The sequence below is a fragment of the Maricaulis sp. genome, assembly GCF_048270095.1.
In the GTDB taxonomy this organism is placed as follows: domain Bacteria; phylum Pseudomonadota; class Alphaproteobacteria; order Caulobacterales; family Maricaulaceae; genus Maricaulis.
This window is the reverse complement of record NZ_JBLWTL010000001.1, coordinates 26118-39050: the sequence shown is the minus strand read 5'-3', so window position 1 is coordinate 39050 and position 12933 is coordinate 26118. Positions and strand designations below refer to the sequence as shown.

The 12933-nt window shown below is 62.5% G+C and carries 10 protein-coding genes; 6 read left to right on the top strand and 4 right to left on the bottom strand.

What is annotated here, in order from left to right:
- The first annotated feature begins 7 nt into the window (after window positions 1-7).
- The 4 genes from sdhA (at window position 8) to ACN0YJ_RS00160 (ending at window position 4873) form a co-directional block, all read left to right on the top strand.
- Window positions 8-1792, top strand: coding sequence for a succinate dehydrogenase flavoprotein subunit (gene sdhA, locus ACN0YJ_RS00175; protein WP_417494985.1), 1785 nt, complete (start codon window positions 8-10; stop codon window positions 1790-1792).
- A 12-nt stretch (window positions 1793-1804) separates the two neighbouring features.
- A complete protein-coding gene (locus ACN0YJ_RS00170; protein WP_417488434.1) occupies window positions 1805-2584 on the top strand; it encodes a succinate dehydrogenase iron-sulfur subunit in 780 nt (259 codons plus the stop codon).
- A gap of 212 nt (window positions 2585-2796) precedes the next feature.
- Complete coding sequence (gene creD / locus ACN0YJ_RS00165; protein ID WP_417494984.1) at window positions 2797-4164, top strand: cell envelope integrity protein CreD; 1368 nt, start codon at window positions 2797-2799, stop codon at window positions 4162-4164.
- A 340-nt stretch (window positions 4165-4504) separates the two neighbouring features.
- Complete coding sequence (locus ACN0YJ_RS00160) at window positions 4505-4873, top strand: VOC family protein (protein WP_417494983.1); 369 nt, start codon at window positions 4505-4507, stop codon at window positions 4871-4873.
- Window positions 4874-4888: 15 nt separating this feature from the next.
- Here the strand turns inward: ACN0YJ_RS00160 and ACN0YJ_RS00155 are convergent, their stop codons facing one another.
- The gene (locus ACN0YJ_RS00155; protein WP_417494982.1) at window positions 4889-5734 is read right to left on the bottom strand and encodes a 1-acyl-sn-glycerol-3-phosphate acyltransferase; all 846 of its coding nucleotides are present in this window, start codon (window positions 5732-5734) and stop codon (window positions 4889-4891) included.
- Window positions 5735-5882: 148 nt separating this feature from the next.
- Between ACN0YJ_RS00155 and ACN0YJ_RS00150 the strand changes: the two genes are divergently transcribed.
- Window positions 5883-6560 carry a hypothetical protein gene (locus tag ACN0YJ_RS00150; RefSeq protein WP_417476422.1) on the top strand — a complete coding sequence of 226 codons (678 nt, stop codon included), beginning with the start codon at window positions 5883-5885 and terminating at the stop codon, window positions 6558-6560.
- A gap of 14 nt (window positions 6561-6574) precedes the next feature.
- Here ACN0YJ_RS00150 and ACN0YJ_RS00145 read toward each other — a convergent pair whose 3' ends face one another.
- The 3 genes from ACN0YJ_RS00145 to ACN0YJ_RS00135 all read right to left on the bottom strand — a co-directional run bounded on the left by ACN0YJ_RS00145 (window position 6575) and on the right by ACN0YJ_RS00135 (window position 11234).
- Window positions 6575-7300 carry a hypothetical protein gene (locus ACN0YJ_RS00145; RefSeq protein ID WP_417494981.1) on the bottom strand — a complete coding sequence of 242 codons (726 nt, stop codon included), beginning with the start codon at window positions 7298-7300 and terminating at the stop codon, window positions 6575-6577.
- A 138-nt stretch (window positions 7301-7438) separates the two neighbouring features.
- Window positions 7439-10642 (bottom strand): autotransporter domain-containing protein, encoded by a 3204-nt coding sequence (locus ACN0YJ_RS00140; RefSeq protein ID WP_417494980.1) that lies wholly within the window; start codon window positions 10640-10642, stop codon window positions 7439-7441.
- Between the two features lie 232 nt (window positions 10643-10874).
- Window positions 10875-11234 carry a hypothetical protein gene (locus ACN0YJ_RS00135; RefSeq protein ID WP_417476419.1) on the bottom strand — a complete coding sequence of 120 codons (360 nt, stop codon included), beginning with the start codon at window positions 11232-11234 and terminating at the stop codon, window positions 10875-10877.
- 194 nt (window positions 11235-11428) lie between these two features.
- On the opposite strand from ACN0YJ_RS00135, the gene ACN0YJ_RS00130 reads away from it, so the two are divergent.
- Entirely contained in the window at window positions 11429-12928 is a 1500-nt protein-coding gene (locus ACN0YJ_RS00130; RefSeq protein ID WP_417476418.1) for a CoA-acylating methylmalonate-semialdehyde dehydrogenase, read from the top strand.
- Window positions 12929-12933 lie beyond the last annotated feature (5 nt).

The following is a 12933-nucleotide window of genomic DNA, read 5'->3' as shown; positions in this document are numbered from 1 at the left end:
GTTCTTCATGGCCGACTACAAATGGATCGATCACACTTATGAAGTCGTGGTTGTTGGCGCTGGCGGCTCCGGTCTGCGCGCTGCCCTGGGTGCCTCGCAAGCCGGTCTGAAGACCGCCTGCATTTCCAAGGTTTTCCCGACCCGCTCCCACACCGTCGCAGCCCAGGGCGGGATTTCCGCCTCACTCGGCAATATGGGCGAGGATGACTGGCGCTGGCATATGTATGACACCGTCAAGGGTTCTGACTGGCTCGGCGACCAGGACGCGATCGAATATCTCTGCCGCCAGGCACCGGCCGCTGTTTACGAGCTCGAGCATTGGGGCGTGCCCTTCTCGCGCACCGAAGACGGCAAGATCTATCAGCGCGCCTTTGGCGGCATGACCCGCAATTTCGGCGAAGGCCCGGTCCAGCGCACTTGCGCCGCGGCCGACCGTACCGGTCACGCCATCCTGCACACGCTCTATGGCCAGTCCGTGCGCCATGAGACCGAATTCTTCATCGAGTATTTCGCCCTCGACCTGATCATGGAAGACGGGGTGTGCCGCGGCATCACCGCCTGGAAGCTTGATGACGGCACATTGCACCGTTTCCGGGCCCAGACCGTTGTGCTGGCGACCGGCGGCTATGGCCGCGCCTATTTCTCCGCCACCTCGGCCCACACCTGTACCGGCGACGGCAATGCCATGGTTCTGCGCGCCGGCCTGCCGCTGCAGGACATGGAATTTGTTCAATTCCACCCGACCGGAATTTACGGCGCTGGCTGCCTGATCACCGAGGGCGCGCGTGGCGAAGGCGGCTATCTGACCAATTCCGAGGGCGAACGCTTCATGGAGCGCTATGCGCCATCGGCCAAGGACCTCGCCTCGCGCGATGTCGTTTCACGCTCGATGACGATGGAAATCCGCGAAGGCCGCGGCGTTGGTCCCAACAAGGACCATATCTACCTCCATCTCGACCATCTCGACCCGGCCGTCCTGCACGAACGCCTGCCCGGTATTTCCGAGAGCGCGCGCGTTTTTTCCGGTGTCGATGTCACCAAGGCACCGATCCCGGTCCTGCCGACGGTTCACTACAATATGGGCGGAATCCCGACCAATTATCACGGCGAGGTTCTCACCAAGGTCGGCGATAATGCCGATACGGTCGTGCCCGGCCTGATGGCCGTCGGTGAAGCGGCTTGCGTCTCGGTGCATGGCGCCAATCGTCTCGGCTCCAACTCGCTGATCGATCTGGTCGTATTCGGCCGCGCGGCCGGCCTCCGCCTTGGCGAAACCGTAACGCCTGGCGCCAGCCAGCCCGAGTTCAAGCCGGAAGAAGGCCAGAATTCGCTCGACCGTCTCGACAAATACCGCCACGCCGCCGGCGGCACGCCGACCGCCAAGCTGCGGCTGCAAATGCAGCGCGGCATGCAGAATAATTGCGCGGTCTTCCGCACCGGCGAGGTTCTCAATGAGGGCGTCGCGGCGATGCGTGAGGTCTATACCGGCATGGCCGATATCGGTGTCTCCGACCGTTCCATGGTCTGGAATACCGACCTGATGGAAACGCTGGAACTCGACAATCTGCTCGCCCAGGCCGCTGTTACCGTCAATGGCGCGGCCAATCGCGAGGAAAGCCGCGGCGCCCATGCCCGCGAGGATTTCCCCGATCGCAATGACGAGACCTGGATGAAACACACCCTCGCCTGGTGCGACGACAAGGGCGATGTGAAAATCGATTACCGGCCGGTGCATGACTACACGATGTCAAAGGACATCGAGTACATCGTGCCCAAGGCGCGGGTCTACTAAGGGAAGACGATCATGGTTGAACTTACACTTCCCCGCGGCTCTCAGCCGACCAAAGGCAAGACCTGGCCCAAGCCGGATGGCGCGAAGAATGTACGCACTTTCCGCGTCTATCGCTATGATCCGGAAAGCGGCAACCCGCCGAGCTGGGACACCTATAAGGTCGATCTCGATGATTGCGGCCCGATGGTTCTCGATGCGATCCTGTGGATCAAGAATAATGTCGATGCGACCCTGGCTTTCCGGCGCTCATGCCGCGAGGGCGTGTGCGGGTCCTGCTCGATGAATATCGGCGGCCGCAACACCATCGCCTGCACGTCCGGCATTGATGAGCATGACGGCACAATCACCATCTCGCCCTTGCCGCACCAGCCGGTGGTGCGCGATCTGATCCCCGATCTGACGCAATTCTACGCCCAGCATGCGGCGATCGAGCCCTATCTCAAGACCGATACACCGGCGCCCGAGAAAGAATGGCTGCAATCACCCACCGAACGGGCCGAGCTTGATGGCGCTTATGAGTGCATCCTGTGCGCTTGCTGCTCGACCGCCTGCCCGTCCTATTGGTGGAATGAAGACAAGTATCTCGGGCCCGCTGCCCTGATCAATTCCTATCGCTGGCTGGCCGATAGCCGCGACGAAGCCAAGGGCGAGCGCCTCGACGATCTCGACGATCCGTTCAAGCTCTATCGTTGCCACACCATCATGAATTGCGCCCAGGTCTGCCCGAAGGGCCTCAACCCGGCCGAAGCCATCGGCAAGATCAAGGGCATGCTGGTCGAACGCGAAAGCTGATCACTTGAATTTCCTCGGCCCGTCCACCTCCCATGGCTGGATGGGCCGGGACACGGCCGCTCGACGCGACCGGTCGCCGCTTGAGCGCCTTCCTGACCGCGATCGGCCTTGATTATTCATTACGGCGAAATTGCCTTCATCCCGTCCCGCTCTGTCCGCAATGCCGGTCCCATATCGCCGGCGCTGGGGATTTGGGAAGGGACGCATCATTCATGGAAATCGCACTAAAACACCGCTCATTGGGCCTAAAACTGGCTGTGCTCGGCGCTATCGTGCTCTTGCTTGGCATCCCGCTGAGCCTGATCAATTTTCTTTCATGGGAGCGCGAAGGGCGTGCCGACGCGGCCAGTGCTGAAATCGCGGCCCTGTTCGGCGGCGAGCAGATTATCCGCGGCCCCTTCCTGGTCATTCCCTACTCATTGACCAACCGCGTCTGGGTGCAGCAGGACGGCGAGCGCGTCAGCCGTGATGACGTGCGCCATGAGCATGTCTTCATCTCCTTCGACCAGCTGGACTACGCGGTTGAGCAGACCGTCGTGATGCGGCATCGCGGGATTTTCGACGTGCCGGTTTACACCGCCGCCATCCGTGTTGCAGGCGAGATCGAGATTCCCGAAGTGGCAGGGCAGGCCCCGGACGGGGCCGAACTCGATTATGGCGCCGCCGAGATGGTTTTCGCGGTCAGCGATCTGCGCGGGATCAGCGACGCTCTGGATGTCCAGATCGCTGGCCGGACCACACCGGTCAATTTTGAACCGGGCACTGATTTCGATCAGGCCGGCTGGCGCGGCGTACGCGCGCCGCTTGGTCCGCTCGTGGCCGGAGAGGCGCTGACATTCACGGCGCAATGGCGGATGAGCGGCGCGGCCCCTTTGCGCTTCACGGCCTCGGGCCGCGAAACAACGCTCTCCCTCCAATCAAACTGGCCGCACCCCGGTTTCGAAGGCGGGTTTCTTCCGGGCGAACATGAGATTTCCGACCAGGGCTACACCGCGCAATGGACGGTCCCCTATCTCGCGCGCGGCGTTGCCGCGGTCTGGGGCCAGAGAAATGTCCAACTGGCAACGCTTGACGGGCAGGCTTTCGGGGTCCGTCTGGTAACACCCGCCGATGGCTACCAACAGGTCAGCCGCTCGCTCAAATACGCAATGTTCTTCATCGGCTTTCTGATGGTGATGTTTTTCTTGATCGAAACCAATTCCGGCCAGCAAATCCATCCCGCGCAATACGTGCTGGCCGGGACAGCTCAAGTGATCTTCTACCTGCTATTGCTGGCAATGTCGGAGCATGTCGGCGTCGCCCTCGCCTATGGGATTGCCGCTCTGGCGACAACGGGCCTGACCGGCCTGTACGCGATGACGGCCTTTTCCAGCCGCGCCCTCGGTGCGGTCACATTCGCCGCCATGTGCGTGGTTTACGCCATGCAATACGCCCTGATCCTGCTTGAAGACTATGCGCTGTTGATCGGCGCCCTGCTGGCCTTTGCCGGCCTGGCCGGGACCATGTTGCTGACCCGTCACATCAACTGGTATGCGTCCAGCCCCGTGGGGCAAACGCGTATGGCGCCTGAGCAAGAGTGACGCGCACCCGTTTTCCCGCCCGCCCCAACGGGGCTGGCGGGAGATACTGGGTGGCTCTCAGGCAGCCGCCGTGGCCCGCCACCGCCGTTCCAATTGATCCTTTGCCACTGCCTGGCTGGGCGGGTAGTCGATTTTGTTTCAGTCTGGAGGAGGCATTATGCGCGCCTATCTGATCTCGATCTGGATGATAATGGCCGACCGGATCTGGTCTTTGCCGTGTCTGAAGGCCGCAATTATGTTGCGATCAACCGGATCGAGCCGCGCGATTGATAACGGGCGAGGCGTCTGGCACCATCCAGGCGGTCCCGCATTGCGACCGTAATACACCAGGAGACGTTCAATGACCCTTGGAGCTTTCTCGATCAGCCTGACCGTCAAGGATATCAAGGCGTCGAAGGCCTTCTATGAAACCCTCGGCTTTGCCGAAACCGGCGGCAATATCGACCAGGGCTGGGTCGTGCTGCGGCTGGACGGCAAGGTGATCGGGCTGTTCCAGGGCATGTTCGAGAAGAATATGCTGACCTTCAATCCCGGCTGGGGCCAGCACCGCGAAGAATTGTCCGATTTCGAGGATGTCCGGGCCCTGCAGGCGCGGCTGAAGGCGGCCGGTCTGGATGTCGGCGACGCGATCGAACCGGGTTCCGGGCCGGCGCATTTCATGCTCACCGATCCGGACGGCAATCCGATCCTGATCGATCAGCACGTCTGAACGGGCACCCGGCGGTTAACTGCCCCAGGCCGAGCGTTCGCAAATCCCGCGCATCATCGCCGTCGCTTCGGCATCTGTGCCGTCATCGGGGCCGATATCCATCGCGCGCCCGAAAGCGAGCGTGTAGCGCGCTTCGGCCTTGCCCATGAAGCCGTGGAAGATCGTCATGTCCTTCAGCTCCTCATTGATCTGGGCGAGGGCGTAATACAGGACGGGCATGCGCTGGCGCACGGCGAGCGGGATGATCGGGGTCTTGAATTTCCGCGCCAGGCTGACGGCGGTCGGGTGCCAGGGCTTTTCGACCAATTGCCATTTCTTCCAGCTCCATTCCGACATCCGCCCGGAGGGGAAGATGATGATGCATTGTCCGGCCTTGAAGGCCTCGATGGCGCGTTTGAGCATATCGCGTGACTGGATCCGCGAGCGCGACTCGTCGCGCCACTCCACCGGAATGATGCGCTCTTCCAGGCCGGGGCAGACCTTGAGCGCGTCGCGATTGGCGAAGAAGAGCAGGTCGGGCCGCTTTTCCTTCAACGCATCCCAGACCGCGACGCCGTCGGCAATCCCGCCGGGATGATTGGCGACGATCACGCAGGCGCCGGTTTCCGGCACGTTCTCGAGGCCGGTCAGTCCGACATCCAGATCGAGATAATCCGAACACCAGTCCAGACATTCCGTGCCCGTGCGGTGCGCGATCGCATCGACCATGGCGACGGCGCGGCGATAGCCCAGCAGCGGATAGCCGATCCATTTGATGACCGGCCAGAGCGGCGTGTGGATCAGCCGCGGCGCGCGATCCTCGATCAGATCGTCCACGACATGTTTCGGTGCGGCCGGCAGCGGGGAATCATCTGTGTCCATTCGCTCAGAGAAGCCCGGCTCGGGCCCGGGCGCAATCGACATTTGCGGGAGCTGGTGCGGCAAAGGTTAACGCCCTGTTTACGCTTTGGCCCGCCGCTTGCGAGGTGCGCCTCCAAGCTTAACACCTTGTTCACGAATGGGACGCGCCATGATGATGCAAACAGCGATAGCCGCCGGAACGACGCGCAGAATGCCTGCCAAACGGGCCCGTATCGAGGATGACATCGTCGCGGATTATCTCGCCATGCTGGTCAAGCCCGGTGACAAGACGCTGCAGATCGGCGGTTCCGAGCTGGGTACGGTCTTCCTGCAGCGCGGTGCCTTTCACCAGGTGATCGCGCCGCTGGCGCAAATCGACCAGTTGCAGACCCAATGCGAACGTCGATCCATCAAGACGGACCGTCTGAGCCAGCAGCCGGGCAAGGCGCCCGAACGCGACCGCTCGCAGATCGACGCGGCGCTGGTCGGAAGCGATCTCGGATTCCCGGCAATGGCCGGAAACTGGCGTCAGATCGCCGGCCGGATGAAGCTGGGCGGGGTTCTGGTCCTGATGGGGGCCGGACAGGGCTCTGCGGCCCGCCTGGCGGACGCGCTGATGTCTGATGAGGGCTGGGCCCTGCAGGAAATGATCGCCGGTGACGTCGCCGTGTTTCGCAAGACCAGTGTGTCGGACGATGCGGTCACCCGGGCCCGCTTGCTCGAGGCCGGCAATCCGCGTCGCGTGCCGCGCGGCCTCAAGCCGGGACTGGTTGCGGGCGTGATGCGGACGCTGTTTGGCGCCCGCCTGAACGCGCGCACCCGTGGCCTGGCACGCCGCAGCCGCTGAGACGAAATCCGGGTCTAGCCGCCCGGACGGCCGCCACCACCACCGCGCCCGCCTCCACCCGGCCGCTCGCCGCGACCTGATCCATTCCCGCCCCTGCCGCCCTGGCGGCCGGACTGCGGCGATGCGAGCCAGGGCGCGCAGGCCGGGGTTGTCGCAATCGCTGTCAGCGGCTCGGCGATAAAGTTCGCGGCCTCCGCTTCGATCTGTGCGGACTGCTCGGCCGTCATACGGCTGGAGATCCGCGCCTCAACATGATTGTCGAGCCGGTCGAGCCCATAGGTCCGGTCGCGGATATTGCGGCGGTAGACGGCAGCCCAATAGGCTGCGCGCTCGGGCGCTTCCTCACTGTCGATGCCGGAATACTGCATGGCGAGTTCAGCCTGGGCGGCGGGCCAGCCGGCGCGCGCGGCGCGGGTCAGACGGTCGAGCCCTTCAACCCGCATCTCATCGCGCATGATGGCCGGCGTCGCGTCGGCAGCTGCGAGCCGGACCGCACTGAAGCCGGCGAGATATTCGGCGATTTCAAAACCGCTGCCCTGGCCGGCGACACAGCGCAATATGGGCAGGGCCTGCTCATACTCGCCGCGATCAACGAGCCCGACAGCCATGTTGAAGCCACCCGCACTGCCCGGACCGCCGCCGGGCATGCCGTCGCGACCCCGGGGGGGAGGTCCGTCGTGCGAGGCACAGGCGGAGAGCAGAAGCAGGGCGGCGAGGGCGGGGACTGAGATGCGTACCATCCGGTCAGGACTCCGTTGCAGTGCGAGTGACGGGACATGAACGGACCGGCCGCGCAAATCCGTCGCAGGCCTGCACAATAAAAAACACCCGGGCGCGTCAACGCCCGGGTGTTCAGACTTCATCCGTCCGGATGGGACCTAGAAGGGCAGGCTATAGGTCAGCGAGGTGATTTCGTTTTCAACGTAACCCCGGTCAATCTGACGCTCATGGCTGACCGTCAGCGTGCCGCCGACGCTCAGATCGGCCGAGAGACTGCCGGCCACTTCCCACCAGTTGGTATTCAGGTCGACACCGCTCGGCGCGCTGAAGGCAACCCGGGGCGCATCATGGAAGTTCGCCGAATAGGTCTCGGCACCATCACCATACTGCTCCGCGGCACCCATATAGAGGGTGGCAGAGATATTCGTCCCCAAATCCAGACCGAAGGCCGAGCCGATCCGGGCAATCGTATTGCTGCCGGAGCGGGCACTGATGTCCAGGCTGCCAATCGCCGAATAGCTGGTGGTCGCCTGGTAGTTGACCTTGTTCGTCGTCACGCTGGCCATCGGGGTGACCCGGAGGCCGTCAGCGCTGGAGAAGAGGTCATAGCGGATGGCCGCATCGACCGACGATTCGTCGGCGGTTGTGCGGGTTTGTGCCGGAACCAGTGCGCCCCCCAGATTGATGGTGCGGATTGAATTGCTCTCATGGCCGGTAAAGCTCACGGCCAGGCTGGCCGAGAGACGTCCGCCGGAATAGGAGGCGAAGGCCGTGAACTGTTCCGATTCCGCGCTGACACTGGTGTGACCCAGCGCCGTGCCCGCCGTGTTGTCAGAGTCGGCGAAGCCGGCTGCAACACCGATGCGGATGGATTCGGAGAGCGGAACATCGAGACCAACCAGCGAATAACCGCCTTCGATCACGCTATCGGGGCTACCGGCAAAGGTTTGCGCGGTCGCATCAATCATGCCGATCGCGCCGAACACACGCCGCGTCGTGCCATCATCGCTGCCACCGGCCGCAGAGTTCGACTTGACGGTCGCACGGGCCAACAGGCCGAGATCGCTCATACCCACCATGCCATTGGCCTGCTTGGCGTCGGCGAGAATGTCTGTTCCGCCACTGCCATACAGGGCCAGCGTTCCGATCTGCTCGCGCAGGGCGCGACCGAGGGCATCGGAGTGCGACCGGATGGAGCGGTCGAACATCACGCTTTCATAGGGTGAGAGTGTATCGAGGGCGACAGTCAGATCGCCATCTTCCAGCAGGTCGAGTGCGCCGTAGATGTCCGCCAGGTCGGCATAGGAGCCGGCCCGTCCGCCATCGAGGGCTTGGGCCAGACCGATCTGGAAGTTGTTGGTGAAGGTCGCCTGGGTGTCGAAGTTTGACGCTTCAAGCCGGACATTTGCCGACGTGGCGGTGTAGTAGAGAACCGGCGTCAGCACGCCCGGTAGATCGGCGACCGATCCGAAAGTGCCGGCCAGGCTCGCGGCAGTGAGGAATGTATAATCATCACCGAAGCGCGGCAGATAGCCGGCCGTCGGGCTGAGCAGAACCGTACCGCCAAGCGACGCGTCGCCGCTGACGATCAGGCGGTCGGAGACGCCATCGCCGAACTCGATCGCCAGGCCACTCGCCGAGGCGAGTACGAGGCTGCCATTGAGGGTCATGTCCCCGATGGTGCCCAGATCGCCCGGGCCGATCAGGCCCATGACATTGGTCAGGTAAGGCGTGTTGATCGTGCCCGAACCGGTCAGCATGCCGGACATCAGCAGATAATCGCCGAAGGTGGACAATGTGCCGTCGACATTGACGCTGCCCGCCTGGTGCATGATTTCAACGAGGCTGGTGAGATCACCGGTCGCGCCGATATCGAGGCCGGCCGAGGCGCCGCTGATCGTCAGATAGTCTATTTCAACCGTGCTGTTGAGCGAGGTGGTGCCGTCGGCCGCCAGATTGACGTCGAAATAACGGGCATTGATGCCCAGGCCGATATCCGGATCGATATTGTCGGGCACGAAACCGGTTGCGCCATCGAAGCCATTTTCAAGCGTGGCTTCAGGGCGCGGCGTGTCTGAGAACTCGCTCGCTGCGGGAGCCCCGTCCTCCAGAAGTTCGCATTCAGTATCAGGGTCCGTCACGCCGCCGGGCGCAAAGCAGGGCAGGCCCCAGCTTGGGTCGGTGCCCGAGGTCCTGGCCCCGAGAAAGTCCGGATACTCGTTCACCAATTCGCCATCCTCATTGAGCATGAGGAAGTTGGGATCGACCTCAGTGAGCCAATGATTGCCATCTTCCCAGGCACCATCACCGGCGGCCGCGGTGGCATAGCGCACCGGGCTGTTGGCGACGATCCAGTCCCAGAAAAGATAGAGGGGCTGGTAGAAGCTCTCCGTGCCGTAGGAGCTAAAGGCTTGTGCGCCGAAGAAGCGCGAGCCACCGGAGAGCACGCCGAGGACAATGTCCCGGTCGGTAATTGTGTTATTGGCCGCATCAAGGATGAGCGGGCCACCGGAATCGCCGCCAGCGGTGATGCCTTCATTGGTGGCCGCGTTGCCGTAATAGAGGTCGAAGTCGAATGGATTGGTGCGGGTCGGATCGTCAAAATCCAGCCGGTAGAGATTTTGTGGCAGATCCCCGAACGGGTCGCCAAACAGGAAGGTGTTGCGCTCATCGAATGAGGTCAGGGCGCCAATAAAATTCTCGGCAGCCCGGCGGCGCCAGTCGATCCCGAAAATGGCGCCGGCCGTCGCGGTTCCGCTGCGGCCATAGCCGCTCATGGTGACATGATAGCCCGAGCCGGTTTCCGCAGAATAGCTGGTGGGGGCTGGCAGCGCGGAGAAGAGCAGCGCCCAGGTCGGCACTTCGCTCGCCGGGGTGTCGAGCACGGACAGGGCGACATCACCTTCAAGGAAGCCTGCGCCCTCGGGGCGGGCGATCGAGTCCAGATTGTAGATCACCTGGTTGACGTTGAAGACGGCCAGGTCCGGATTGGATGCAAAACCGTTATTGATCCAGTCGAGAAAGCCGGGCAGCGCATTGGAGCCGAACGACCAGGCGGCCGGGAGCGTTGTGCCGAAATCGCTGGCAGGGTTCGAGTTGACGCAGTGTGCGGCGAAAATCACCGTGCGGCGATTGAACAGGGTGCCTGTGCAGACAAAGCCGTCATTGCGAAAGAACATGCCGACGCCGGTAACATCGGTCACGTCATCGAGAATCGAGTCTGGCGTGCCTGGATCGGCGGGTACGATCGTGCCCACTTCAGTCTGGGCCATGGCCGTCGGTGCGGCGAGGAGCAGCGCGAGCAGCGAGCAGCTGGCTCCCATCGCCTGCTTGAAATTCTTCGTGAAACGTTCTTGCGACATGTGATTTCCCCGTGGCCGTTCGGCTGCTGCGATCATTTCGCAATCCCTGTGATTGCAGAAAGGCAGCGTTCATAATTTAGTACCGGACAGAGGAAAGGCCGGTCAAGGAATCTATTGCCCTGTAGCGCAATTAGCGGCGGGGTGTGCATTTGTCGCCACGGGCGATTTCAACGTCTGGTCGAATGGCGTCGGCTGGCTTTGCCTGCGCGCCAGCCTGGAGCCGGCAGGCCGCTCAGTCGCGCGCCGCCTGCAGGGCGTCATTGATCGCTTGCGCGATCGGTACATTGAAGGCGCCGCCCAGCGCTTCTGCCCACTGATAATAGCCTTCGTCGAAGGCGGCCGCTGTCTCGGCCTTTTCCTCAAGGAGCTCCAGTGCGGAGGCGGCAAAGGCATCCCGGGTGAAGGGGATATGTCCGAAGACCAGCAATTCCGGGCCTTCACCCATATCCACCGTCGCGGCATTGAAGATGGTGCAATGAAAGACGACCTGGCCATCAAGCTCGGCAGCAGCCTCGATCCGGCCAATCACCACGCGGGCATCCGGCTCGCTCATATCGCGTATGCTCCAGGCTTGGCCGACTTTGAACTGCATGATGGGCTCCATTTCCAAGTGGGACCGTGCGTAAGCGCGATCGTGGTTTCTGCCAACTCGCCAGGACCGCGACCGAAGGTCACGTCGCGCTGCATCCCGTCGCCTCGACATGGCACGGTCACCGGTTTAAGTCAGCCTCAATGGCATGGCGCGACCTTCGCAGCCATCATCAAGCTTAATCGGGAGCGAGTCACATGACGCGTGAAATCCAACACTTCGTTGACGGCAAGGCCTTCAAGGGGAAATCCGGACAATTTGGCGATATTTTCAATCCCAATACCGGTGAAGTTCAGGCCCGCGTCCAGTTCGCGACCCGCGATGAAGTGGCCGATGCCGTGGCCGGCGCCAAGAAAGGCCAGGCGATCTGGGCCGCGATGAACCCGCAGCGCCGCGCCCGTGTCTTGATGAAATACAAGATGATGGTCGAGGATCAGATGGAAGAGCTGGCCCATCTTCTCTCCTCCGAGCATGGCAAGGTGATCGCCGACGCCAAGGGTGATCTGATCCGCGGTCTGGAAGTGATCGAATTTGCCTGCGGCGTGCCGCATCTGATGAAGGGCGAATACACCGAGAGCGCCGGTCCGGGCATTGATGTCTATTCGATGCGCCAGCCGCTCGGCGTTGTCGCCGGCATCACGCCGTTCAACTTCCCGGCCATGATCCCGATGTGGTTCATGGGCATGGCGCTGTCGACCGGCAATGCGATGATTCTGAAGCCGTCAGAAAAAGATCCGTCCGTGCCGGTGCGTCTGGCCGAGATCATGATCGAGGCCGGTCTGCCCGAAGGCGTGCTGCAGGTCGTGCATGGTGACAAGACCGCTGTCGACGCCCTGATCGAGCATGACGATATCAAGGCCGTCAGCTTTGTCGGCTCCTCCAATATCGCCCACTATATTGCCCAGGGCTGTACCAAGCATGCCAAACGCTTCCAGGCGATGGGCGGGGCCAAGAATCACGGCATCATCATGCCCGATGCCGATATGGACCAGGTCGTGAATGACTTCCTCGGTGCCGCCTATGGCTCGGCCGGCGAACGCTGTATGGCGCTGCCCGTTGCTGTGCCGGTCGGCAAGAAGACCGCCGATGAATTCGTCGCGCGCATCAAGGCGGAAGCCGTCAATCTGCGCATTGGCGTCTCCACTGATGACACCGCCCATTACGGCCCGGTTGTCTCGGCGGCCCACCGCAAGACGATCGAGAGTTACATCCAGATGGGCATCGATGAGGGTGCGGAGCTCTTGCTCGACGGCCGCGGTTTCCAGTTGCAGGGCCATGAGAAGGGCTTCTTTATCGGCCCGACCCTGTTCGATCATGTCAAACCGGGCATGCAATCCTATGAGGAAGAGATTTTCGGACCTGTTCTCCAGGTCGTGCGCGCCGATAACCTGGAAGAGGCTGCGGCCCTGCCGAGCAATCACCAGTATGGCAATGGCGTTGCCATTTTCACCCGCAACGGGCTGGCGGCGCGCGAATTTGCCGCCAAGGTCAATGTCGGCATGGTCGGCATCAATGTGCCGATCCCGGTGCCCGTCGCCTATCATTCCTTTGGTGGCTGGAAGCGCTCCGCCTTCACCGACACCAATCAGTACGGCACGGACGGGATCCGCTTCTTCACCAAGATCAAGACGGTGACCCAGCGCTGGCCGACCGGCGATATCGGTGACCAGGCCTTCGTCATTCCGACGATGAACTAGTCAGG

Coding starts and splice junctions, on each gene's coding strand:
- ACN0YJ_RS00135 (WP_417476419.1), bottom strand. CDS start 11,234: ATGCAGTTCAAAGTCGGCCAAGCCTGGAGCATACGCGATATGAGCGAG.
- ACN0YJ_RS00170 (WP_417488434.1), top strand. CDS start 1,805: ATGGTTGAACTTACACTTCCCCGCGGCTCTCAGCCGACCAAAGGCAAG.
- ACN0YJ_RS00140 (WP_417494980.1), bottom strand. CDS start 10,642: ATGTCGCAAGAACGTTTCACGAAGAATTTCAAGCAGGCGATGGGAGCC.
- ACN0YJ_RS00145 (WP_417494981.1), bottom strand. CDS start 7,300: ATGGTACGCATCTCAGTCCCCGCCCTCGCCGCCCTGCTTCTGCTCTCC.
- ACN0YJ_RS00160 (WP_417494983.1), top strand. CDS start 4,505: ATGACCCTTGGAGCTTTCTCGATCAGCCTGACCGTCAAGGATATCAAG.
- ACN0YJ_RS00155 (WP_417494982.1), bottom strand. CDS start 5,734: ATGGACACAGATGATTCCCCGCTGCCGGCCGCACCGAAACATGTCGTG.
- ACN0YJ_RS00130 (WP_417476418.1), top strand. CDS start 11,429: ATGACGCGTGAAATCCAACACTTCGTTGACGGCAAGGCCTTCAAGGGG.
- ACN0YJ_RS00150 (WP_417476422.1), top strand. CDS start 5,883: ATGATGATGCAAACAGCGATAGCCGCCGGAACGACGCGCAGAATGCCT.
- sdhA (WP_417494985.1), top strand. CDS start 8: ATGGCCGACTACAAATGGATCGATCACACTTATGAAGTCGTGGTTGTT.
- creD (WP_417494984.1), top strand. CDS start 2,797: ATGGAAATCGCACTAAAACACCGCTCATTGGGCCTAAAACTGGCTGTG.